Source organism: Paraglaciecola sp. L3A3, assembly GCF_009796765.1.
Taxonomy (GTDB): Bacteria; Pseudomonadota; Gammaproteobacteria; order Enterobacterales; family Alteromonadaceae; genus Paraglaciecola.
On record NZ_CP047023.1, the window covers coordinates 4,562,723 to 4,588,287 of the forward strand.

The following is a 25,565-nucleotide window of genomic DNA, read 5'->3' on the forward strand; positions in this document are numbered from 1 at the left end:
ACCTTCGAGCACAGAAATTAACACTGTATAACAAATTACTGAGGCAAATATTGATTGATATAAACAAAAATGCGCTCTGATCACCCAGAGCGCATTTTATATAGGTAACTACCTATTTAGAAATTACCACGTACCACCAAAGCAACGCGGCGATCCGATTCAAACCATGACCGACCAGCTTCTAATCCCTCATTGGAAAGTTGCATGATAGTTTCAGATACCGAGTTAGTCATATTGGTCCCTTGAATGCCCACAGTAATATTATCCGAGACCTTATAAAAAACAGATCCATCTAACTGACCATGATCGTCATACCATAATGGTACTTTACTAATGACATCACGAGTAGTTAACAAGTACTTAGAGCGCCAGTTATATGCTAAACGTGCATTCCACCCATTTTTTTCATACATAGCCACAAAATTAGCAGTATGCTTAGATTGTCCTTGTAATGGCACATTATCTAAGGTGATACGCACACCAGGATCTTCATCTGGCTTACCTGCCCAAGATTCGTCCTCGTATTCAATTTCGTTATTCGGCACACCGCTAGCATCAATATAGGTATAAGTCGCTTGTACACCTAGGCCATCAAATGGTGCAGGTAACTTATCAAAGAATTGTTGATAGGCTAGTTCTAAACCATCCATAGTTCCTTTACCACCGTTTGTTGTTGTCGAAACCAACACAGTTTGTACCTCTCCATTAGACGGATTAGTAAAAGAACGAGGGAAACCACCTTGAATAAAATAATTACTTAAATCTTTATGGAACAAGGTTGCACTCAACTGCCCGACATCAGCAAAATACCACTCTAACCCAATATCATATTGAACCGATTCCATAGGCTCCAATAATGGGTTTCCACCACTGCCTGTCCATGAACCAACATAAGTTTCTAGCAGTAAATTATCTTCAGGTTCTGGTGGATTCTCTGGATCGATAGGTCCTCCAGCTCTTACAGTAGTAATATCACTGGCACCAAGCGAAGAATAGTTAGTAATATCGCCAATATCAGGTAATGCTACAGCCTTCGATAGAGCAAAACGCGCGATTAACTCATCGCTTAACTCCAGTTTAAGATTAAAGCTAGGTAAAAACATTTTGAATGTTTTTTCGGCAGCTAAAGCTTCTCTATAATTGTTACCAAAAGCTCTTGATGCGTCAGGTAAATAATTATTTTGTTCGCTAATCCAAGCATTGGCTTCAATTACGTTAGCAACAGTTAAACTAGGATCTGCGGTAATTTGTTGAATAATAAAATTAGTTACAATTTCAGGAGTTAGTTGCACATCACCAATAGATGCCGGCGGTGCGAGCCCTTCTCCAGGAACTAAATCAGGAAAACTAACAAAACCAGATGCATCACGTTTTAATTCTACATAACGTAAACCAATGTTACCGCTATAACGAATATCGTCATCACTCTCAAAGTTTAATTTTACATAGAGAGCCTTATTGGTTTCTATGGTATTGCTCACATCACTAGGTGAAAACAAGCCAAATTCAGCGTCTACATCGTCATAATCGGGATAAGGTACCCAGTCACCAGCAGCAGATTGATAAGGTCTAGCACCAGCGATCACTGAACGAACATAATCTTCCGTTAGATGAATAGTTTTATTACCTGGAATATTTGCAGCATCTCCGCCCATGAAATCAGACCAATCAACACTTTCATATGAATCTGCCGAAATTTCAGGTGTTGTCGCTAACCAAGATGCGGGTGCTGCACCACTAAACTCAGGACCTAAAGCTCCCCAGTTCCAACCAGTTTTACGGATAGTTTGTTCACGTTTTGCGTAACGAACCCCCATCTCAACAGAACTAAGAATACCGGCATCCTCTAGAAAATATTTTCCGTCTAAACGTGCTGCAATAGAATCACCTTCAGACCGCTCGTAATGATCCATCGCCGACCGCAAAAAGTATGAATTGGGGTCGTTAAAGTAGTTACTATCACCGGCAGGATCATCTGAGAAACCAGGATAACCTGTTGCAAAGGCATCAGGATCTGCATCACGAGCACCTAACCAAGGCTCTAAAAAGGCTACGGTAGGACTACCACCTGTTAAATCATATTCTTGAGCAATGAAGGTAGCCGTGCTAATCAACACGTCATCATCTTGGGTATCGGCTTTGATATACTGTACATCGCCTGTTAACGTTAAATTATCAGTCGCCAACCAACGCACATTAAATGAATAATCTTCTACTAGATTACTGGTGTCTTTTACACGGCTTTCAAATTGGTTTATATGTCCCCATTGATTAGCTGCGTTATCTCCCCATGCTCTAGGTACATGATCAACATTACCATCAGCAACTCTCCAGCCACCAGCGCCCTGAGTGATGGTGCCAGATTCAAAACGTCCCATATCATCAAAGGCAAACTGAGTTCCTTCTAATGGTCGGGAAGCATTTTCTCCAGCTAAATTTTGCTTATAGCCACCTTGATATTTAATTGCTTGTTCATGCCAAGATAAAGTGGCATCAGAACGAATATACTGGAAGCTAGCTAAAACTGTATCATCAGCACTCTCAAACTGCATCGCTGTAGAAAAACCTTCACGTTCACGATGGTCTGTTTTTTGGAGTAAGTTAGCCCCATTTGGCATCCATACTTTACCAGAACCATCACCTACAAAATCTTCTGCGCCAGCAAGCTCACTAGCGTTATATTGTACATAGGCATCAGATTGAATACCCTCAGAAGCGCCGTTTAAAGTAGACTTTGCATAATTGATTAGCAAACCAAATTCTGCGCCGCTATCCAATTCCCAGCGATCACTATAAAGAACTGAAAATGTAGGGCTCCCTTCTTCTGCAATATCTCCATAAGAGTAATCAGCATTAAACGCAAACACTCGGCCTTGCGCATCAAATGGTTTACGAGTTCGTAAACTAATGGTACCGCCAATACCACCTTCAATCATATCGGCAGTTTGGCTCTTATATACATCAACCCCCCCCATCAACTCAGGGGATACGTCTTGGAAAGACAAACCTCGACCTGAGTTTGCAGTGAAAGAGTCACGACCATTAAATTCAGAGCGAGTTTGGGTCATACCACGTATAATGGCACCTGAACCTTCAACACTAAAATGATCTGGATCATCAGGACCAGAAAAACGCTCAATTGACACACCAGGTAGTCTTTGAATGGCTTCTAAAACACTCCGATCTGGTAAAGAACCAATATCAGCAGCGGTAATAGAATCAACAACAGTTTCAGCATTACGTTTTAAATTTTGAGCATTTAAAAGATTGGCACGTGTGCCCGAAACTTGAATTACCTCTAGTTCAGCATCTTCATCTGTAGCTTCGACCTCTTGTCCTGTGGCAGTCGCACAAATTCCCATAATAGCCAAAGCCATTAGAGATTTTTTGAAGACTGGAGTGTAATTCTTTTTATTGTGTGCAGTCATAAATGTTACCTCTTGTATGTTAAGAGTTACATCCAACCAATCAGCTGTAACTCTAGTAGAAATGTTTCCAACAACCTTTATATCGATGGAACTGTGTTCAATTAGCGTCAAATAAAACGGTTACAAATGAACAGATGTTTTTATAAATAGTTTGCATTGTTATTATCTTAGTTTGACTACTATGCCAATGAAAACGATTTCAGTCAAACATTTGCAACAACTAGTTAACATTTATTTCCATCTTATTTGCAGAATAATTAACTACAAGCCTAGTTAATAAAAACTTAATTGAATCAAAGTGGTAATAATATTTCTCATGAATAAACTCATAAAGATTTATTAAATAACCTGAATACTGGATAAGCCGAACCTCTCGATAACGCTCTTTTTGTGCCTAGCGGCGTTGGATTGTCCTGGGGCTATTGACCTTCTCTATATTTTTTACAGTGAGTTGTGCGCTATTTATACAATGAATCACGATTGTGAAGTAGAAATACCGCACAAACGCTGCTTGTTATGTTTTAAAGAAAGTAGGTCGTCCTATACACATAGGACTCTTTATTCACTACATCCATGTAGTTCACCTGCAAGCAGGCTAGCTAAAGCTATTCAAAAATGTTCCATACATTATTTGTGTTGTTGATTTTTGACTTAATCCACCATTAGGCCTAAACAAAAACATCGGGAGTGTTTTTAAACAGCTTTGCTGGCTTTAGCGTAAGGCAGGATGCCTAGAGTAAACCAGCGCCGCGATTAAAAAGCGTTTAGTTACAACAAAATTTATACTGAAAAGATTAACAGTCCCTGATAACACGTTATGACGTAAGACAATCCGCCTTGCTATCCACGAAAAATTTCGTCACCGAGTGAGCATTCGGGTCAGGGATATGGACGAATGTGATTAAGCTATTGAACTATATTGTTAATATTTAGCTTGAACGATACTTCTTATCCAGAACTCAGGTTATGTAAAGTGTGAGTTATATTGTTGGGATTGGCCAATGCCTTTTTAATACTGTCAACAGGGGTGAAAATATGGCCACAGCAAGCTTAGTAGGGAGTCCAAATACACGAAATATATTGAAAGAAAGCATAGTCACCTCAAATTGATTTTTGTTTTTCATAACACTTGCTAACAAAGTATTATGGCTCAATTTTGATAATGCCGATTGAATGAGCCAAACAATAAGTACCAGTCTATTTCTGCTCGTCACGAGTAAAGACTAATTCACTACCTTGGCTTTTTTCTGCTGAGAATTGATAGCCTGCACTATTGAAGCGTTTTAATTCACTGATATCAGTGACGCGATTTTGAATGATATACCTAGCCATCAACCCACGGGCTTTTTTTGCAAAAAAACTAATCACTTTGTACTGGCCATTTTTACAATCTTGAAAAACGGGCGTATAAATCTCGGCATTTAATAATTTGGATTTTACTGATTTAAAATATTCAGTTGAAGCAAGATTAACCAAAACATTATCACCTTGCTCTTCAATCGCTTGATTCAATTTGTTGGTTATTCTGTCATCCCAAAATTGATACAAGTTTTTGTGTTGCTCTACGTCTAAGCGAGTGCCCATCTCTAACCGATAGGCCTGCATTAAATCTAAAGGGCGTAATACACCATACAAACCAGACAAAATACGTAAATGTTGCTGGGCATACTCAAAATCGTTTTCTGTAAAACTACTGGCATCTAAGCCAGAATACACATCACCATTAAATGCTAGTACCGCTTGTTTGGCATTTTCGGAGGTAAAAGGTAGTTGCCAACTGGCATATCGATCAGCATTTAAGCCCGCGAGTTTGTCACTGATTTTCATCAAAGATGAAATATTCGCAGGGGTCAGTTTTCTACAACGTTCAATCAAGGTTTCAGAATCAGCTAACATAGTTGGCTGAGTAAAGAGGTTAGTTGCTGGCGGGGTATCATAATCAAGGTTTTTGGCGGGTGAAATCACAACTAACATTTAAATAAATCCTATCTAGGTAAATTAACAATAACTAATATGAGGTAGCTACTGGCGAATACAAGCAAATCTATTAAAGTTTTAGTTAAATTACCTAAAAACCGTTACGTCTTATCATTTTACTGTTATTTTTGTTGCCGATTGTGCGAGTTTTACTGGCAAGCATTTTTTAACAGTTATACCCTGTACAGATACCATAATTTAATTTTCAATTAGCTAAGCTTGATAAGACATAAGATAGTTGCCTTATTTCTTTGAGATTGCATACAAGTTTGCCAAGCTATAGCCTACAAAAATGCCACTAACATAGAGGATTATATGTCTAACCAATTACAAGCTTTACGCGAAATCACTACAGTTGTAGCGGATACAGGCGATATCGAAGCCATTAAAAAGTATCAACCTGTTGATGCGACCACTAACCCATCTTTGTTATTAAAAGCCGCTGAAATGCCACAATATAAGTCGCATTTAGAAGCAGCTGTTGCTTGGGCAAAAGAGCAATCTTCTGATCCAGCACAACAAATCATCGATGCTGGCGACAAGCTATCTGTCACTATTGGTACAGACATAGTGAATATCGTACCTGGCCGTATCTCAACTGAAGTTGATGCACGTTTATCTTTCGACACTGCTGCAAGCATCGAAAAAGCACATAAACTAGTAGCGCTATATGATGAAGCCGGCGTCAGTAAAGACCGAATTTTGATCAAATTAGCTTCTACTTGGGAAGGTATTCGCGCAGCAGAAGTTTTAGAAAAAGAAGGCATCAACTGTAACCTAACCTTATTATTTGGTTTTGCTCAAGCACAAGCTTGTGCCGAAGCTGGTGCATTTTTAATCTCGCCATTTGTTGGTCGTATTTTAGATTGGTACAAAGCTAAAACAGGTAAAGACAGCTACGCTCCTGCTGAAGATCCAGGTGTGGTTTCTGTTACTAAGATTTATAACTACTACAAAGAACACGGTTATAAAACAGTAGTAATGGGCGCAAGCTTCCGTAACACTGATGAAATCACAGAATTAGCTGGTTGTGACCGTTTAACAATTGGCCCTGGTTTATTAGAAGATTTGTCTCAAGCTGAAGGGGCATTACCTCTTAAGTTAAAAGACACAGGCGCAACTAAAACACCTGGTGCTCCTTTAACTGAAGCTCAGTTCCGTTGGGACATGAACCAAGATGCGATGGCTACTGAAAAGTTATCTGAAGGTATCCGTAACTTCGCTATCGACCAAGTTAAATTAGAAACGCTACTAAAAAGCTATTTATAAGCTCAATTAGTTAAAAAAAGCGTCGTTCTGCGGCGCTTTTTTGTCATTATAATTGTATATACCCAAAATCATTTGAGTTACACGCCGGCGAATGGGCAAAATCCCATGAGACATGACGGCTTAAATACCGACCTACATTCAACCTATGTAGGTCTGGCTTCAGCCCGTCAGCATCGCAGCCAATAAACGTGTAGTTTCAAGGATAAAGATTATGTCCTTACAACCGCCCTACATTTAAGGAAACCTCATGACAGCACTGACTGAATCTCCAGCTTGGCAACAATTAGCAAGCCTAGCAGAACAAGTAAAAACGCAACATATGCGAGATTGGTTTGCTGCCGATCCTAAAAGAGCAGAAAAATACACCCAATCAGCTTGTGGTATCGAATTAGATTTTTCAAAAAACCTAGTAACTGATGAAGTTATTTCAGCACTACAATCACTTGCGACTGATTGTCAGGTAGCTGAAAAACGTGATGCAATGTTTGCTGGTGAAATTATCAATCACACCGAAAAACGAGCAGTATTACACACCGCATTACGTAATTTTTCTGGTAAGCCTGTTTTGGTTGATGGCGAAGACGTGATGCCAGAAGTGTTAGCCTGTCAGCAAAAAATTGAAAAGTTTGTGGCCAGTGTTCACAACGGCGAGCTAAAAGGTTATACCGGAAAACCTCTTAAAGAAATTGTCGCAATCGGTATTGGTGGCTCATTTTTAGGCCCTAAAATTATGTCTGAAGCCCTTAAACCTTATTGGTTTAAAGGTGTAAAAGTGCACTATGTAGCCAACGTCGATGGCTGTCATATCCAAGATGTTTTAGCGTCTGTTGATCACGAAGAAACCTTAGTGGTGATGTCGTCTAAATCTTTTAGCACCCAAGAAACATTACAAAATACCTTAACCGCTAAAGCTTGGTTCTTAAAAGCCGGTGGTAAACAAGAAGACATAGCGAAACACTTTATTGCTGTTTCTTCAAATATCAAAGCCGCAACCGAATTTGGTATGGCTGAAGACAATATTTTTCCTATGTGGGATTGGGTTGGCGGTCGTTATTCTCTTTGGTCTGCGATTGGTTTACCTGTCGCCCTTACTATTGGTTATGACAACTACCGTGCTTTGTTACAAGGTGCGTTTGAAATGGATGAACATTTTCAAAAAGCCCCTGCTGAACAGAACTTACCTATGATTTTAGCTAGTCTAGGTGTTTGGTATATCAACTTCTTTGGCGCACAAAGTCATGTGTTGCTACCTTATTATCATTATCTACGCGGCTTTCCAGCCTACGTACAACAGTTAGACATGGAAAGTAATGGTAAGCGTGTCTCTGGCGATAAAACAGTCACAGACTACGAAACAGGCCCAGTTATTTGGGGTAGTGAAGGCACGAACGGCCAACATTCATTCCACCAACTAATTCACCAAGGTACAGTATTAATTCCTGCTGATTTTATGTTGCCTTTAAATGTGCCTAATCAAGATGATACGCATCATGCCATGTTAGCCTCTAATTGTTTTGGTCAAACTCAAGCCTTAATGCAAGGTAAAACCTTTGACGAGTGTAAAGCTGACTTAGCCTCAAAAGGCCTAAGCGATGATGAGCTAGAATCATTAGCCACACACAAAACTATGCCAGGCAACAAACCTAGCAATACCTTCTTGTTCGATAAGCTTGATCCAAAAACCCTTGGTTCTTTGATTGCTTTATATGAACATAAAGTGTTTGTGCAAGGTGCTATTTGGGGTGTGAACTCATTTGATCAATGGGGTGTAGAGCTTGGTAAAGAATTAGGCAACCAAGTATTAAACAAGCTAGTTAACACAGATGCAGAACTAAACTTTGATGCATCAACTAATCAACTTATCGCTAAATTTAGAAAAGCGAATAGCTAAGATTCGAGATTCGAGATTCGAGATTCGAGATTCGAGATTCGAGATTCGAGATTCGAGATTCGAGATTCGTAAAGATGTTGCTTTAACAGTTTAGCTTGTCAATCAATACGGCGTTATTCTTATGAATGTCGCCGTTTTTTTATGCTGTTATATTATGATTTTCTCTCGAAACCCTAAATCAATCATTTCAAACCTTCAGCAAGTGTCACATTAAGTTCACATTTTATTAATAAATAATTCAAATACTTGTTCTATTTTTAAGCCTCTTATGGTACATATTTAAACCGTCTTTAGATGAAAACCTAAAGATTTCAATAATATGTTAACGCTGCGCTAAAAAATAATACTGGAGTTCATCATGAATAAGTCCGAATTATTGTCAACTATAGATTCAGAAACCCGTAACTCAAAATCTAAAACCAGCAAACGCAAGTGGAGAGAAATCGAAGCCATCCATGACAGACACAGACTTAGGCAAGAATTACGTGAGCTAGGTATGTCACCGGAAGATCAATTAGAATTTATCTAACCTGAGTTCTGGATAAGAAGTATCGTCTAATCTGGATTTTTCATTAAAATTCAATGGCTTAATAATATCCAGCCAAATCACCTCACCTGGATGCTAACTCGGTGACGAAATTTTGGTGTATAGCAAGGCGGATTGTCGTACGTAATAACGTGTAATTGCTAGACTCTCCTCCATCGCGGCTAGGCAGCCCAACGCCGCTAGGCACAAAAAGAGCGTTATCGAGAGGTTCGGCTTATCCAGTATTCAGGTTATCTAATCAATCGCTACAAAAAAGCCCTGATATTCAGGGCGTTTTAGTTTTTATAACATTACCAACTTCAGCTTTCGGTTACTTCTTCTAAACCACTGTAACATTGCACCACAAAATTGGTGGGCATAAAACACTTAGATGAAGATTCTTTCATTTCATGGGCAAATCGCTCTGGATAATCGTCGCCTAATAAACTACCTTGCACTAAACCTATGTAAATTTGATCCAAACGCTTAATTTTAGTTTCGCTGACTCTACGATATATATGTGAACGCGTGATTTGATTGGGATCTCGCAAACCAGCAGAGGCAACCAAGTCCATAGTGGCCCGTACTGTTTCTTTTTGATATCGAGCAATCCGAGTCGCTTTATCGTTAACCACTAAGCCAGCGGCTAATATGGGGTCTTGCGTGGCAATACCTGTTGGACATTCATTGGTATTGCACACCAAAGACTGCACACAACCTAACGCGACCATCATACCTCTAGCACTATTACATAGATCGGCACCTAAAGATAAATTCTTAACTATGTCAAAACCAGTGAACACTTTACCACTGGCGATCACTTTGATTTCCTTACGTAAATTAAAACCAGTAAGCACGTCAGTAATAAACACTATGGCTTCTCTTAGTGGCATACCAACCGAATTAGAATATTCTAAGGGTGCTGCGCCTGTGCCACCTTCGCCCCCATCTACTGTGATAAAATCGGGTTTAATATTGGTTTCAACCATGGCTTTACAAAGAGCAATAAATTCACTTTTTCGGCCGACTGCCAATTTGAAACCTATAGGTTTTCCACCAGATAAATCTCGTAATTGTTGAATAAAATCCATCATCTCTAGCGGCGTTTTAAATACACTATGTGCTGGCGGGGAATCCACTCTAGTAGCGGGTTCAACATGACGAATTTGCGCGATCTCTAAGGTGTTTTTATCTGCTGGTAAAATGCCACCGTGCCCAGGTTTAGCACCTTGGCTTAATTTAATTTCAATCATCTTGATATTAAATTTAGTAGCAGTTTCGGTAAACCTTTCTGCACTGAATTTGCCCCGCACATCACGACAACCAAAATAGCCTGTACCAATTTGCCAAACGAGATCTCCGCCATGTTGCAGGTGATAAGGGCTGACGCTGCCCTCTCCAGTATTATGATAAAAACCACCGAGTTTAGCGCCTTTATTCAAGGCTAAAATTGCATTCGCACTTAACGAACCGAAACTCATAGCTGAGACATTAAAAATACTCGCCTCATAGGGTTGCTTACAAGCTTGGCCACCAATTTTCACTCTAGGTTCGATAGCATTTTCATCTAGATGAATAGCCGCCATAGAGTGGCCAATCCATTCATAGCCTACCCTTTGAGTATCCACTTTGGTGCCATAGGGAATGGTATCTTGCTGACCTTTAGCCCTTTGATAAATCACCGAACGGTTCATCCGGTTAATAGGTACTCCATCAGTTTCTGATTCGAAAAAATACTGACGCAAAAAGGGACGTAAAAACTCCATCACCCAGCGTCCACGACCAATTAAAGGAAACGTTCGCCATAGTGCATGTTTCGTTTGATACATATCATAAAAGCCCACTGCAGTAAGTGGTACTAAAATAACTGCAAACCACAACATACCTGGCCAAGTGATACTCAATGCCAGCAAACTCAACCAAATGATTGTTATTGCTCTGACAAAATCTGCTCTCATTTCTTTACCCATTTATAATATGCAACTACTTAGGCTTAGAAAACCACAGCTAAGTAATTGTTTCAATGTAATTTAAGTATTTTCAGAAATTAACAATGAAGGATTTTATACTTGCCAGTTAATTGGCGATTTACCCTGTTCGAGTAAAATTTGATTGGTTTTGAAAAAATGTTGGCAACCAAAAAAACCTCGGTAAGCAGATAATGGCGAGGGATGTGGAGCATTTAAAACATGGTGCTTTGTTTGATCTATACCAGCACCTTTTTTTTGCGCATGGCTACCCCAAAGTAAAAAGACCACACCCTGGCAGTGCTCATTTAGTTGTTGCATGACCTTATCTGTAAAAGTTTCCCAACCGATTTTTGCATGAGAATGGGCTTTTCCTTGTTCTACAGTCAAAACGGTATTTAACAGCAAAACACCTTGTTCTGCCCAATTTTGTAAAAATCCATGTTCGGGAATAGAGAAATCATCAATATCATTGGCCAGTTCTTTATAGATATTTGCAAGAGATGGGGGAGGTTTAACTCCTGGTAAAACAGAAAAACATAAACCATGGGCCTGATTAGGCCCGTGGTAGGGGTCTTGACCCAGTATTACCACTTTTACATCGGCTAACTGAGTCAAATCAAAGGCATTAAAAACATCTTGTTGAGGAGGATATACTGCAGTGCCAGCACGTCTTTTATTATCAACAAACTCTGTAATTTGCTGAAAATAAGCCTGCCGTTTTTCCGCAGCTAATATATCCGACCAAGTATCCACTTATTAGTATTTAGCCTAACAAGTTAAACATATGCGTTTTTAATGCTTGGTAGTCATTGGCTAATTCAACATCCAAACCTTCTTTACCTGCACATTCAGCTAATGGTTGTGGAAGGCTAATAGGTTGGCCTAACACATTTTCAACTGTTTCTCTGAATTTAGCAGGGTGAGCTGTACCAAGGAATATACCTGTTTGCCCTTCTTCTAGTTTTCTAACTAGTGCTTTATATGCAATCGCAGCATGGGGCTCACTGATATAACCTAATTGCGCTAATTGACGCATAGACACTTGGGTATATTCTTCGTCAACCGTATCGCCAGAAATCTCAGACTTGTCTACATAACCTTGTTCGATAATAGCTTCGATACGTGGCCAGTTATTTGGATTACTAACATCCATAGCATTGGACAAAGTTGCCACTGTGTCTTTTGGCTCCCATTCACCCGTTTTCAAATAACGAGGAACAGTGTCATTCATATTCGTTGCAGCAACAAAATGTTTAATTGGTAAACCCATCACTTTAGCAATTAAGCCGGCAGTCAGATTACCAAAGTTACCACTAGGTACAGAGATCACAATTTCTTTACGCTCTTCGGCAGTCAGTTGCGATACAGCTTCAAAGTAATAACAAACTTGTGCAGCTAGACGGCTAATATTAATTGAGTTAGCTGAGTTAAGGTGTAAACCTTCTCGCACATCAACATCATCAAAAGCTGTTTTAACTAACTGTTGGCAATCATCAAAGTCACCATCAATGGCTACCGTATGAATATTATCGCCCAAAGTGGTGAATAATTTTTCTTGTAGCTGACTAATTTTCCCTTTAGGGAATAAAATAACCACATTGATATTTTCAATGCCGTGGAAAGCATGAGCTACCGCAGCACCTGTATCACCCGAAGTGGCTGTCAAAATGGTAATAGGTTCACCGTTAGAAATTTCAGTTAGACATTGGGCCATAAAACGACCGCCAAAATCTTTAAATGCTAATGTTGGACCATGAAATAATTCTAAACTATAAATATTGTCGGTTACTTTTGCTAAAGGTGCTGGAAATGCAAAAGCACGCTCAACTATGCCTGCGATCCGCTCTTTTGAAAGTTCATCACCAATAAGAGAACTTAAGATTTCAACACTACGCTCAACAAAAGGCATAGCCAAAAGTGCGTCCATATCATCAAACTTAGGTAGTGTAGTTGGGAAAAACAACCCCTGATTCTTGCCTAAACCTTGCTTAACGGCTTGGGCGAATGTCACTACTTCTGATGCGTCTTTTAAATTTACGAGTTCCAATTTTTATTACCTTTTAATTTCTATTTTCAACGCACTTTAATTACGTTAAATTATTGCACAGAAGCATAGTACAACTACTTCAACACAACCTTAAGATTGGTGCGTAACGGCACCGTCTAAATCTAACTGACAGACATGACTAAAACCTGTGTCATTTTGAATATAATTGTCAGTTAGCCATTGATTAATTTTTTCTGCATTTTGTAAATTATCACACACAGCAAACACTGTGGGGCCAGAACCAGAAATACCAAATGCTAATGCACCATTTTGTTCAGAAAACGCTCTCGATTCATCGAACTTGGGTAACAATGATTTACGGTATGGTTCGGCGATAACGTCTTGCATCATGGCTGCAGCAAGCTCTTCGTCTTGGCGATATAAGGCATCAGTGAATACTGCTAGCTGGCGTCCAAATTGAATTGTATCAGCCATTGATACCTGTTTTGGTAAAATTTCTCGTGCTGCGGCAGTTGAAACACTAATGCCAGAATAACAAGACACCCAATACCAATTTTTAAAGATAGGCAATTGTAAGGCAACTTGTTCTTTATATTCAGCCATCAAGGTTAAACCACCTAAGAAACAAGGGGCAACATTATCATAATGCACACTGCCGCTAATTTGCCCTTCCAGCTCACCCATAACTAATAACAGTTCATTATCAGTAAAAGGCGTTTTGCCAAAATATTCTGCATAAAACTGATTAAGACCATGTAATGCCGCAACAATTGAACTAGCACTAGAACCTAAACCACTACCTATAGGTAAATGTTTATGCAAGGTCATTTTTAATGCTGGGATATCTTCTTTGGCATAACCTTTTTGCTCTAATACTTTAACAAAATGCTGATAACAACGAGTGACAATATTACTATCAGGATCAGGTGGCAATTTGTCGGCAAAACGGCCAGCCACTTCAAGACTAAACTGCTCTGCTATGGTTAAATCAACTTCATCACCCAATAAACTTCCGTCAATCGGTTTCAGGGCCGCACCTAATAAATCAAAACCTAAACTGACATTACCAATAGAGGCTGGCGCATAGGCTGTTATTGTTTTGTTCTGCATATTTGATTCTGACATTTTATCTTACTTACTTTCCAACATGGTTACGTTTCAAGATGATTACGACTGTTTCCATGGCATAGTTCGCATCACATCAGCAAACACACCAGCAGCAGTTACCGCAGCACCCGCACCATAACCACGTATTACGTATGGAATAGGTTGGTAATAATGACTGTGAATAGCTAAAGCATTTTCACCTTCTTTAACCATAAACAAAGGATGAGATTCGTTCACAGCTTGAATATTTACCACGCACTTACCTTGATTAATTGAACCAACATATCTCAGCACTTTGCCTTCTTGTTTGGCTGCACTAATTTTGTCTGCGTAATGGCTATCGATTTCTGGCAATTTAGCCATAAAGTCGTCAATAGAGCCACTCGCATCAAAAAACTCAGGTAATACAGGCTCGATTTGAATATCTTCTAATTCTAACGTTAATCCAGCTTCACGAGCCATGATTAATAGTTTTCTGGCGACATCCATACCACTTAAATCATCTCGAGGGTCTGGTTCAGTAAAACCATTCTTTTTAGCTATGTTAGTGGCTTCAGATAAACTTAAACCTTCGTCTAATTTGCCGAATACAAAAGATAAAGAGCCAGATAAAATGCCTTCAAATTTGATTAGCTCATCACCAGCATAAAATAACTTCTGCAGGTTTTCGATAACAGGTAAGCCTGCACCCACAGTGGTTTCATATAAAAATTGGCGATTGGTTTTTTGTACTGTGTCACGCAACAATTGGTAAAACTCAGTGCTGGCAGTATTGGCCTTTTTATTTGGCGTAACCACATGGAAACCACTTTCCATCATATGTGGATACTGATCAGCAATAGCCGAGCTACTTGTACAATCGATTAGAACTGGGTTGACTAAACTATTCGCGTGAGCAAAATCTTGTAATGTATCAACTGACAACGCTTTATCGCTGTTTTGTAATGCATTTGCCCAATCAGCATTAAGATCAATGCCTTTGGTGTCTAACAATAATTTTTTACTATTGGCGATACCATACACATTCAACTTGATATTACGTTCTAACAAAGACGCTTGTTGACGAGCCACTTGCCCTAAGAACTCCTGCCCTACTGTGCCACAACCTACTAAAAATGCATCGATTGAATGTAAGCTTGAGAAAAAGTTTTGATGTACTACTCGCACTGCTTTTTTCGCTTTATTAGCCGCGATCACTGTCGAAATAGAACGTTCTGAAGAACCTTGAGCAATGGCTACGTTATTCACTCTTGCTTGTGCCAAAGAATTAAAGAACTTAGCCGCTAGACCTTCTGAATGACGCATGCCATCCCCCACTAAAGTAACAATCGCCAAATCATGACGTACTTCAATCGGATCAAGTAACTGATTAGATAGCTCTAATGCAAAGGAGTCTTCTAATAAATCTTGGGCGTGAGCCGCATCTTTACTATGAATACAAAAACTAATGCTATATTCCGAAGAAGATTGAGTGATTAAACTAATAGAAATATTGGCACGAGACATCACTTCAAACACACGACTTGCCATACCAACCATGCCTTTCATGCCAGGGCCTGCTACATTAAACATAGTCATGTCATCTAAGTGTGAAATGCCTTTTACGCTGGTCCACTTAGTACTGGCTTCGTTACTAATTAAGGTACCAGGTGCTGATGGATTTAAGGTATTACGGATTAAACAAGGTATATGATGTTGAGCAATAGGACCGATTGTTTTTGGATGTAATACTTTGGCGCCAAAGTATGATAACTCCATGGCTTCTTGGTATGTCAGTTTGTCTAATAACACCGCACCTTCAACTTGATTTGGATCAGCGTTATACACACCGTCAACATCAGTCCAAATTTCACAACACTCAGCATCGATACAAGCAGCTAAAATCGCAGCTGAATAATCAGAGCCATTACGTCCTAGAGTAACTTTCTCGCCTGCGCCATTTACAGCCACAAAACCAGGCATGATTAATACTTGTTTGCCTGAGCTATCTACGTCAGTAAAACGAGCTTTACTTGCAGATACATCACAAATGCTATCAAGGTAATCACCTTCTGCAATAATATGATCAACAGGGTCTATAATACTATTGGCTTGACCAACAGAAGTCAGAATCTGACTAAAAATATTAACGCTAACGTATTCACCAATACTTAAAATTTTCGCTACCACTTGCTCTGGTGCGCATCTTAATAAGGCAAAACCTTCTAAATGTTGATTCAACTCATTCAAAGTTTGTTGAATAAATTCAGCCAAATCAGCAGATTTAAAGTTAGGTAAATTGGTTTGTAAGTCTTCTAAAATTCCAAACAAAACCATATTTAATTTAGCAAATAATTCACCGTAATCTTTGCCTGATGCGGCTTCGTCGCACAATAAAGACAAGGCATTTGTTACGCCCTTTGGAGCAGACAATACAATAGCAGCACCCGATTCGGTATGACATGCCATGGCAATATCTTTAACTCGCAAGTAACGCTCTGCATCGGCGAGAGATGACCCGCCAAACTTCAACACCTTCATTTTATTGCTCCTCGAACTTCACGTATTTCTAGTTATTTCAAATTTACTTTCACACAAGCAAATAACAAAAAAGCCCGCTTTGGTTGCGGGCTTTTAGTATGTAATGCGTATGTACTAGCCAGCGACCACCTTATCTGGGGTGGTAATAATCATGCCGGTGATGCAAATTGAATTGATTTTCATAAGTGCAATTTGCCGTATAGACGTCTATATGTCAACTAACATATGCAGATGTTTTGTTATTTGATATGCCTTATACCGATTTAAGCAAACGACGATGAACTCAGAATGACTCTAGGTAAACCTGTCTAAACTTAGTAAAGAATAGAAACATCAGTTAAACACGACCAAAGTCTATCGCTAATTCGACTTTAGATACTTTGTTACTGTTCGCAAATAATGCTAATATTGGCTAAGTTATTTACTTATTAAAATCGAGTGGTTATTTGCTCATTTGATATACTTCATTAGGATCTAATTTGCCTAATAATAGATTAACAACATCGATACAAACTAATTAAGCGTACCGATTTATTTTGGAATAATAATCAAGATGTTACACCTAAAAAGTTTATATCAAATCACTTCTGACAATTCCCTTTCTTACCTACAGAAAATGGAAAAGCTGCTTATTCTCGGCAGTGATGTTTTTAATCTAGAATTAGCTATTATTAGCCAAATACACAATGATACTTATACTGTGAAACATGCGATTTCTCCGGATAACGCCTTGCAAGCAGAAACAACTTTTCCGTTAAGTAATACTTATTGTATCCACACCCTACTTGCAGACAAATCCACTTCTTTTCATCATGCTGGCAAAAGTGAAATTGCTGAACATCCCTGTTATTTAGATTTTGGTCTTGAAAGTTATATCGGGGCACCTTTGATGGTTGAAGGAAAACGCTACGGTACCCTCAACTTTTCTTCCAGTGAACCAAGAGCCAATCCATTTGGTCCAACAGAACACGAATTTATTGAGTTTTTAGCCCACTGGGTTGGCAACGAAATTGCCAGAAACAACGCATTGGCCATATTACAAAAGCAGAAGAAACGCTTAACCCACCAGCAAAATTTGATGAATGAAATCAGCAAACTTTCAGGAGTCGGAGCTTGGGAGATAGATCTTGTCACTCAGTCAATACATTGGTCTGAAGCAACAAGGCTAATTCATGAAGTTGATAAAGATTATGTTCCAGATCTTGAAACCGCTATTGATTTTTATAAAGCCGGAAAAAATCGAGAACGTCTTCGGGCTATGGTCAATAAAGTTATGTTAAAAGGTGGTGACTTCGCAGGGGAGTTTGAAATTGTCACCCACACAGGCAAAATAAAATGGGTAGCGAGCCAAGGTAGGGCTGAAATTGAAAATGATCAATGTGTTCGTTTATATGGCGCATTTCAAGACATCACTAAACAAGTCTATTACCGAGAACAATTAGAAAAAAGGCATCAAGAACTGACCCTAGCTCTTGAGGCCAGAAGTACCTTTTTAGCTAATATGAGTCATGAAATTCGCACACCTATCAATGGTGTGATTGGTTCGTTGCAAGTGATGGATAAAACAGGTTTAAATAATAATCAAAAGAACTTTTTGAATTTAGCGCAAAGTAGCGCGGATTCTTTACTTGCCCAAGTAAATGATGTTTTAGACTTTGCAAAGATTGACTCCAAACAAATTGAATTAGAAAACACCCCCTTTATTATTAACGACTTATTGAATGAATGTGTTGCTCCATTTACTGTTTTTGCGAAAAATAAATCTATTAAATTAACCTCGGATTTTGCTTTAACTGAAAACATCGCAATCATTGCAGATCCGACAAGAATCAGGCAGGTTTATGCGAATTTAATCAGTAACGCCATTAAATTTACCTTACAAGGTGAGGTTGTTATCAGCAGTGAACTGATTACTCTGGAAAAACAAAAGTCTCATTTAATATTAACAATAAAAGACAGTGGCATCGGCATAACAGAACAACAACTAAAACATTTATTTTTACCATTTAGACAAGCAGATGCATCAACCACACGTAAATTTGGTGGCACCGGATTAGGCCTATCTATCAGCCAAAGTTTGGCGACCTTGATGAACGGTGAAATTACAGTACAAAGCACAGAACAAAAAGGCAGTACTTTTACGGTAAAAATTGAAGTATCAAACACGGATAGCTTTAAACCAATTTCCATAGCTAAAACGCCATCTTCAAACGCCAAAGAGATAAGCCAGTTACGAATATTAATTGTTGAAGATAATGAAATTAATCAATTAGTTATCAGTGAGATGTTAAAATTAAAAGATGTCCCTCATGATATCGCATCAGACGGTTTAGAAGCCTTAGAAAAATTAGATAAAGAAGCCAAACAAAATCGCTTTTATTCTTTAATCTTAATGGACTGTCAAATGCCCAATATGGACGGTTACCAAGCTACGCAGAGTATTAGAAAACTAAATTTAGAAATATCAGATATTCCAATTATCGCCTTGACTGCTAACGCAATGAAAGGCGATCGCGAAAAGTGTATCGATAGCGGTATGACTGATTACCTAGCCAAACCCATACAGCAACAGCGGTTATATTCGAAGTTAGAGGAATATGTATAATAACCACGGCACTAACCATTCAAGAAATTAATAGCGTGACAACAACAGATTTAACACCATTATTAAAGATCATCTTACCATCACCAGAACAATCCATTCTGCTCCAAGGTACCAAGATTACCATTAAACGTGACGACTCTATCCACGCCATTATTTCGGGTAATAAATGGCGCAAGATCAAGTTTCAGTTAATCGATGCGCTAGAACAAAAATGCCCACATATTATTAGTTTTGGCGGCGGTTTTTCTAATCACTTGCATGCTTTGGCCTATTGTTGCCGACAACTGAATATTAAGTTTACTGCAATCGTACGTGGAGATTACTCGCAAAATCTTAGTCCGATGTTACAAGACTTAGTCTCATGGCAAAGTGATATACGTTATGTAAACAAAATCACGTATCAAGCACGCAACTCTAGTTATTTACACCAATTACAAATCGAATTTCCACAAGCCGTTATTATCCCCGAAGGCGGCTCTAGCCAATATGCTCTAGAAGGTGTTGGCGAAATAGTAAATGAACTTAACCAAGAATATGACTTTATCATTGCGCCTGTTGCCAGTGGCGGCACTTTAGCGGGGTTGATTAATGCATTAGGTAACAAACAACTAGCAAATAAAACAAAAGTGTTAGGCATAGGTGTACTAAAAGGACAAAATTACTTAGAGGATTTAGTTACTGACTTACTGCCGCCAGATTGCCACAATAAAAATTGGCAAATTAATCATGATTATCATTTTGGTGGTTATGCCAAAAAGACTGAAGAGTTAACTCAGTATTGCACTGACTTTAACCAACAACAGCAATTAGATATTGAACCAATTTACAGTGGCAAATTGTTTTTTGCCATACAGGATTTACTACACCAAAAGTATTTTCCTAAAAACAGTCGGATCTTGGCTTTGCACACAGGTGGCTTGCAAGGGGTAAGAAAATAAACCTTGCACACATCATTATAAGTATTCAATATTTAGCTGGCAATTCAACCATAAATATTTAAGTTCGAAAAATCACCATGAGCCAATCAATAAACAACATACTTATAATTGTGATTACATTTTGCTTCTTCACAAGTTGTACTACTTACCACACTTTGCCGGAATCAGCGGTTTTATCGATGCCAAATGGCTTATATGGTCATGCGATCGTCAACAATGGTCAGAAAATTTTTGTATTAGCTGGCAGCCAAAAAGGAGGTTTTTCGAGAGATATTCACATTATAGATCCACGAACCAAAGAAATGATAAAATTAAAAGATAAATTGTTACCTAGACGTTACCACTCGGCAGTGTGGGACGGAAAAGATTCAATTTATATTTTAGGCGGAGTAACAGCTTGGAAGCATTATTCTAGTTTACAGCCATTGGTTGAAATATATGACATCCCATCTAAACAAGTCAAAATCTTGGGCGAAATGCCGGTCCCAAGACGTTTTGCCAGCGCAGTTTATATCGATGGAAAAATCGTGGTAAGTGGCGGTAGTAAATACGATTCCAGACAAAAGTTAGTGCCTACCAACATCGTCAGTATCTTCGACATCACAACTAACCAGTGGACAAAAGCGTCTGGTTTACCCTTTGCAGAAGACACTAGAACCGTGATACTTGGTAAACATATTTATGCCATTGGTGGTTATAACAATAAGAAAGCCTCTAACCACTTTTCTCGTTACGATTTAACGAAAGATCAGTGGATAAGTCTGCCATCTCTTCCACAGCTCTTAAGTGCCCACTCGGCAGTAGCTGTGCAGGACAAAATTTATACCTTCGGCGATTATAAGAACTTAACTTCTAGCTACATTTATAATACAAAAACTCAAAACTGGAGTACTTCACCATTTAATTTTCAAGCTTCTAGACATAATGCAGCAACTGAACTAAATGGGGTAATTTATGTTATTGGCGGGACGTTAGGTTCTGGCAAATTATTTTTAGATTCAATCCAAACATTTACTGTCGAATAATTGATGCATTGGCTGGAATGGTTACAAGGTTTTGCTGGCGCCTCACCCTTTGAATGGATTGCTACAGTGGCAGGCTTTCTATGTGTATATCTTATTATAAAGCGTAGTATTTGGTGTTTTGCCTTTGGCTTAATTCAAGTCTGTATTTATAGCTGGATTTTTTACGATGTTAAACTCTACTCTGATATGGCACTGCATATTTTTTATATAGGGTTTCAATTTTACGGATGGTGGATTTGGCGGCATTCTCAAGACCAAACAGGGCATATTCAAGTACAACCAGGTTCAGTCAAAGAATATACGCTATGGATAACCACTATTATCGGAAGCAGCTTGTTATTAGGAACTATGATGGCCAGCCAAACCGATGCAGATTTCCCCTACCCTGACGCCTTTACCACCTGTGCTAGCTTAGCCGCCCAATGGTTGCTGTCGCACAAAAAACTCTTAAATTGGAGCTTATGGATCTTAGTGGATATAGTCGCCATTATTATTTATTGGCAAAAAGGCTTATACCCTACATCTATTTTATATTTATGTTTTTTAATTTTGGCAATTATTGGTCAATGGCAGTGGTATAAAAATCTGTGTCAGCAAAATCTAGGGAATAAATATGGCTAAAGGCCTTACCCTAGGTAAATTTGCTCCATTACATAAAGGCCATCAAGCACTGATTGATTTTTCCCTGCGATATGCAGATCAACTGGTAATAGTCATTTATGCATGTGATGAATTACCCAGCTGCCCACTACCAATTAGAATCAAATGGCTCGAACAACTGTACCCCCAGGTTCAAGTGATATTAGCAATTGATGGTCCAAAAGAAGTGGGCTATAGCCAAGAAATTATTAACAAACATGACGTCTATCTACAAGAATTATTAAAAGATCACTGCTTCGATTACTTTTTTAGTAGTGAATCCTATGGAGAGCACGTTAGCTTAGCTCTTAACTGCAAAGATATAAGATTTGACCAAGCAAGAACCAAAGTCCCTATAAGTGCCACTAAAATTAGGAATAATGTAGACCAGTTTAAAGACTACTTATCCCCCTTGGTATACAACACATTAATAGAGCAAAACGATTGATCAAACGAATTGTATTTATAGGTGCACCATCTACCGGTAAAACCACACTAAGTGAAACGCTAGCCAAAGAATTAAAGACATTAAGCGTGGCGGAATACGGGCGAGAGTATTGGTTAAAACATCAAATTGATAGGCGACTAACACCAGCACAACTATTACATATTGCGCAAACTCAAAATCAATGGGAAGACCAAGCGAGCCTAGAAGCAAATAAATATTTATTTTGTGATACCAGCGCCTTTACCACCTGGCACTTTGCTTTACATTACCACCAGAACGCTCTACCTGAATTAGAAAAACTAGCCAAACAATGTTGGCAACGATATGACCTAGTGGTTTTATGTGACGATGATATTCCCTACGATGATACTTGGGAAAGATCAGGGGATGCTAACCGCTATGAATTTCAACAATTTAATCGTGACTATTTAGCCAAACAGCGAATTCCGCACTTAGTGGCATCTGGCACCTTAAAGCAACGAACGGAAGTTGTTCTAGGCACACTATTAGCTGAATATTCATCAATATTTAACTAGCACTTGGCGACAAAAACTTTTATTTTGTATCACTAATTTCATGTATCTATTGCGCAGTTGAAAAATACTGATAGGATGCCGCGGTTTTTATGTCTCATCTATGCTTAAAAGGATAACTTTATGTCTCGTGTTTTAATTATTGGTGCCGGTGGTGTTGCTGCAGTCACCATTAAAAAATGTGCTCGTTTACCTGAGCTTTTTGACGAAATATATCTTGCCAGCCGCACGGTATCTAAATGTGAAGCATTACAAAAAGAAGTGGGCTTAGACCGTGTTAAGGGTACTTTTGCTGTCGATGCAGATCATGCTAGTGAAGTAGTCGCGGTTATCAATCAAGTTAACCCAGACTTAGTGATTAACTTAGCCTTACCCTATCAAGATTTAGCCATTATGGACGCTTGTTTAGAAACAGGGGTAGATTATTTAGATACCGCCAACTACGAACCTAAAGATGTCGCTAAATTTGAATATTCATGGCAATGGGCTTATCAAGAAAAATTCGAAAAGGCAGGCTTAATGGCCTTATTAGGTAGTGGATTTGATCCAGGTGTGACCAATGTATATACCGCTTATGCAGCTAAACATTATTTCGACGAGATTCATTACCTAGACATAGTAGATTGTAATGGTGGCGATCACGGCCAAGCTTTTGCTACCAACTTCAATCCTGAAATTAACATTCGAGAAATTACCCAGCGTGGGCGTTTCTTTGAAAATGGCGAATGGAAAGAAACCGATCCATTAAGTGTTCGTGAATATCTCGATTATCAAAACATAGGTGTTCGAGCTTCGTATTTAATGTATCACGAAGAATTAGAGTCAATCGTTAAACATTTCCCAAGCCTTAAACGTGCACGTTTTTGGATGACCTTTGGCGATGCCTACCTGAATCACTTAAAAGTGTTAGAAGGTATTGGCATGACAAGTATTGAACCAATTAACTTCCAAGGTCAGCAGATTGTACCTTTAGAGTTTCTGAAAGCGGTATTGCCTGATCCTGGCTCATTAGCCGACGGTTATACAGGGCAAACTTGTATTGGTACTTATATAACGGGCCTAAAAGATGGCAAAGAAAAAACCATCTTTATCTACAACAACTGCGAACATGCTAAGTGCCACGAAGAATTAGGTGCTCAAGCCGTTTCTTACACGACAGGTGTACCAGCCATGATAGGTGCCAGTTTAATATTGAACGGTACTTGGAAAAAAGCAGGCGTATGGAATATGGAACAATTTGATCCAGACCCATTTATGGAGATGTTAAATATGCATGGCTTACCTTGGCATGTGATTGAATGCGACGAAAGCCCATTTAAAAGATAACATCAGCTAGCTCTCTCTAGCTGCGAGTACCGAGCTAAAACACTCGTAGCTCGTAGCTCGTAGCTCGTAGCTCGTAGCTAAAATAATAAAGGCTTTGCTTGATTAGCTAAGCCTTTTTACTTTAACTCATAGATTGCTAGCGTTATGCTAACGAATCTATTTTGCCTTAAAAAGTAACCTCCTTATGCAAGACCCCATGTTAAACCCTGCGATCCCTTCTCCTTGTTATGTATGTGAAGAAACTAAACTTGAAGCCAATCTACAATTGATGCAGCGAGTGCAACAAGAAAGTGGTGTTGAGATAATCTTAGCGCTGAAAGGTTTTTCTATGTGGTCTACGTTTGACTTGGTTAGCAAGTACTTACAAGGTTCTACTGCCAGTGCAGTGTGGGAGGCTAGACTAGGGAAAGAAGAGATAGGCAAACAGGTTCATGCCTTTTCTCCCGCATATAAACCTACTGATATCGACCAGTTAGTCGATTTAGTTGATCACATTTCTTTTAACAGTCTCGGCCAATGGCATAGGTATAAACAACAAATTTTAAACTCCACTGTTTCTCCTGGTATTCGATTAAATGCAGAACACCGTGAAGCTGAAACTGAGTTATATGATCCAAGTGCTCCTGGCTCACGTTTTGGCATTTTAGCCAAAGATTTAGTGGATGCAGATTTATCCGGCATTGAAGGTTTTCACATTCATAACCTATGTGAGTGCGATTCTTATGCCACAGAACGTACGATCCTCGCAGTAGAAAAAAAGTTCGGCCTATACTTTGCGCAAATTAAGTGGATCAATTTTGGTGGTGGTCATCTAATGACTAAACAGGGTTACGATGTAGAGCACCTTATCACCACATTAAAAGCCTTTAAATCTCGTCATCCGCACCTTAACGTTATATTAGAACCTGGTTCTGCTGTAGCTTGGCAAACAGGCCCGTTAATTTGTGAAGTCATAGATATTGTCGAGAATCGCGATAAAATTGCTATTGTTGATATGTCTGCCACTGCGCACATGCCGGATGTACTCGAAATGCCCTATCGCCCAGATGTGCGTGGCGCAGGTAAATCCGGTGAAAAAGCTTATACCTACCGTTTTGGTGGCAACTCTTGCCTTACTGGTGATGCCATAGATTTGTATAGTTTTGACCATGAATTACAAATCGGCGAGCGCATTATCTTTGAAGATATGATCCATTACACTATGGTTAAAACCACCTTTTTTAATGGCGTTGAACACCCTTCGATTGGCATATTACGCAAAGATGGAAGTTTTGAATTAGTTCGACAATTTAGTTACGAAGATTTTAAGAATAAGTTATCTTAGATTTGAGGGCTTGATATCGTTTTAATCACAA

The 25,565-nt window shown here is 38.9% G+C and carries 18 protein-coding genes; 11 read left to right on the forward strand and 7 right to left on the reverse strand.

Annotation, left to right across the window (positions count from 1 at the left end; translation table 11 throughout):
* Window positions 1-116 precede the first annotated feature (116 nt).
* Together GQR87_RS18810 and yaaA are read right to left on the reverse strand one after the other, a co-directional pair.
* On the reverse strand, window positions 117-3,428 hold the full coding sequence (locus GQR87_RS18810; RefSeq protein WP_199271645.1) for a TonB-dependent receptor: 3,312 nt from the start codon (window positions 3,426-3,428) through the stop codon (window positions 117-119).
* Between the two features lie 1,197 nt (window positions 3,429-4,625).
* On the reverse strand, window positions 4,626-5,402 hold the full coding sequence (yaaA, locus tag GQR87_RS18815) for a peroxide stress protein YaaA (RefSeq protein WP_158972041.1): 777 nt from the start codon (window positions 5,400-5,402) through the stop codon (window positions 4,626-4,628).
* 318 nt (window positions 5,403-5,720) lie between these two features.
* On the opposite strand from yaaA, the gene tal reads away from it, so the two are divergent.
* The 3 genes from tal to GQR87_RS18830 all read left to right on the forward strand — a co-directional run bounded on the left by tal (window position 5,721) and on the right by GQR87_RS18830 (window position 9,094).
* Window positions 5,721-6,674 carry a transaldolase gene (gene tal / locus GQR87_RS18820; protein WP_158972043.1) on the forward strand — a complete coding sequence of 318 codons (954 nt, stop codon included), beginning with the start codon at window positions 5,721-5,723 and terminating at the stop codon, window positions 6,672-6,674.
* A 247-nt stretch (window positions 6,675-6,921) separates the two neighbouring features.
* Window positions 6,922-8,565 (forward strand): glucose-6-phosphate isomerase, encoded by a 1,644-nt coding sequence (gene pgi / locus GQR87_RS18825; protein WP_158972045.1) that lies wholly within the window; start codon window positions 6,922-6,924, stop codon window positions 8,563-8,565.
* Window positions 8,566-8,923: 358 nt separating this feature from the next.
* The gene (locus GQR87_RS18830; RefSeq protein WP_158972047.1) at window positions 8,924-9,094 is read left to right on the forward strand and encodes a DUF3545 family protein; all 171 of its coding nucleotides are present in this window, start codon (window positions 8,924-8,926) and stop codon (window positions 9,092-9,094) included.
* Window positions 9,095-9,411: 317 nt separating this feature from the next.
* Here GQR87_RS18830 and GQR87_RS18835 read toward each other — a convergent pair whose 3' ends face one another.
* The 5 genes from GQR87_RS18835 to thrA all read right to left on the reverse strand — a co-directional run bounded on the left by GQR87_RS18835 (window position 9,412) and on the right by thrA (window position 16,696).
* Complete coding sequence (locus GQR87_RS18835) at window positions 9,412-11,049, reverse strand: FMN-binding glutamate synthase family protein (protein WP_158972049.1); 1,638 nt, start codon at window positions 11,047-11,049, stop codon at window positions 9,412-9,414.
* Window positions 11,050-11,154: 105 nt separating this feature from the next.
* A complete protein-coding gene (ung, locus tag GQR87_RS18840) occupies window positions 11,155-11,814 on the reverse strand; it encodes a uracil-DNA glycosylase (RefSeq protein ID WP_158972051.1) in 660 nt (219 codons plus the stop codon).
* 10 nt (window positions 11,815-11,824) lie between these two features.
* The gene (gene thrC, locus GQR87_RS18845) at window positions 11,825-13,108 is read right to left on the reverse strand and encodes a threonine synthase (protein ID WP_158972053.1); all 1,284 of its coding nucleotides are present in this window, start codon (window positions 13,106-13,108) and stop codon (window positions 11,825-11,827) included.
* Window positions 13,109-13,198: 90 nt separating this feature from the next.
* Window positions 13,199-14,194, reverse strand: coding sequence for a homoserine kinase (gene thrB / locus GQR87_RS18850; RefSeq protein WP_158972055.1), 996 nt, complete (start codon window positions 14,192-14,194; stop codon window positions 13,199-13,201).
* A 42-nt stretch (window positions 14,195-14,236) separates the two neighbouring features.
* On the reverse strand, window positions 14,237-16,696 hold the full coding sequence (gene thrA / locus GQR87_RS18855; protein WP_158972057.1) for a bifunctional aspartate kinase/homoserine dehydrogenase I: 2,460 nt from the start codon (window positions 16,694-16,696) through the stop codon (window positions 14,237-14,239).
* 553 nt (window positions 16,697-17,249) lie between these two features.
* On the opposite strand from thrA, the gene GQR87_RS18860 reads away from it, so the two are divergent.
* The 8 genes from GQR87_RS18860 (at window position 17,250) to nspC (ending at window position 25,534) form a co-directional block, all read left to right on the forward strand.
* Window positions 17,250-19,301, forward strand: a complete 2,052-nt coding sequence (locus GQR87_RS18860; RefSeq protein ID WP_233267321.1) for an ATP-binding protein — start codon at window positions 17,250-17,252, stop codon at window positions 19,299-19,301.
* Window positions 19,302-19,336: 35 nt separating this feature from the next.
* A complete protein-coding gene (locus GQR87_RS18865) occupies window positions 19,337-20,239 on the forward strand; it encodes a 1-aminocyclopropane-1-carboxylate deaminase/D-cysteine desulfhydrase (RefSeq protein WP_158972059.1) in 903 nt (300 codons plus the stop codon).
* A gap of 179 nt (window positions 20,240-20,418) precedes the next feature.
* Window positions 20,419-21,264, forward strand: a complete 846-nt coding sequence (locus GQR87_RS18870) for a kelch repeat-containing protein (protein ID WP_158972061.1) — start codon at window positions 20,419-20,421, stop codon at window positions 21,262-21,264.
* A gap of 3 nt (window positions 21,265-21,267) precedes the next feature.
* Window positions 21,268-21,885, forward strand: coding sequence for a nicotinamide riboside transporter PnuC (gene pnuC, locus GQR87_RS18875; RefSeq protein WP_158972063.1), 618 nt, complete (start codon window positions 21,268-21,270; stop codon window positions 21,883-21,885).
* Window positions 21,878-22,351 (forward strand): adenylyltransferase/cytidyltransferase family protein, encoded by a 474-nt coding sequence (locus GQR87_RS18880; protein ID WP_158972065.1) that lies wholly within the window; start codon window positions 21,878-21,880, stop codon window positions 22,349-22,351. Before pnuC ends, GQR87_RS18880 begins: the two co-directional genes overlap by 8 nt.
* On the forward strand, window positions 22,348-22,887 hold the full coding sequence (locus tag GQR87_RS18885; RefSeq protein ID WP_158972067.1) for an AAA family ATPase: 540 nt from the start codon (window positions 22,348-22,350) through the stop codon (window positions 22,885-22,887). Before GQR87_RS18880 ends, GQR87_RS18885 begins: the two co-directional genes overlap by 4 nt.
* Window positions 22,888-23,007: 120 nt before the next feature.
* Complete coding sequence (locus GQR87_RS18890; RefSeq protein ID WP_158972069.1) at window positions 23,008-24,210, forward strand: saccharopine dehydrogenase family protein; 1,203 nt, start codon at window positions 23,008-23,010, stop codon at window positions 24,208-24,210.
* Window positions 24,211-24,394: 184 nt separating this feature from the next.
* The gene (nspC, locus tag GQR87_RS18895; RefSeq protein ID WP_158972071.1) at window positions 24,395-25,534 is read left to right on the forward strand and encodes a carboxynorspermidine decarboxylase; all 1,140 of its coding nucleotides are present in this window, start codon (window positions 24,395-24,397) and stop codon (window positions 25,532-25,534) included.
* Window positions 25,535-25,565: the final 31 nt, after the last annotated feature.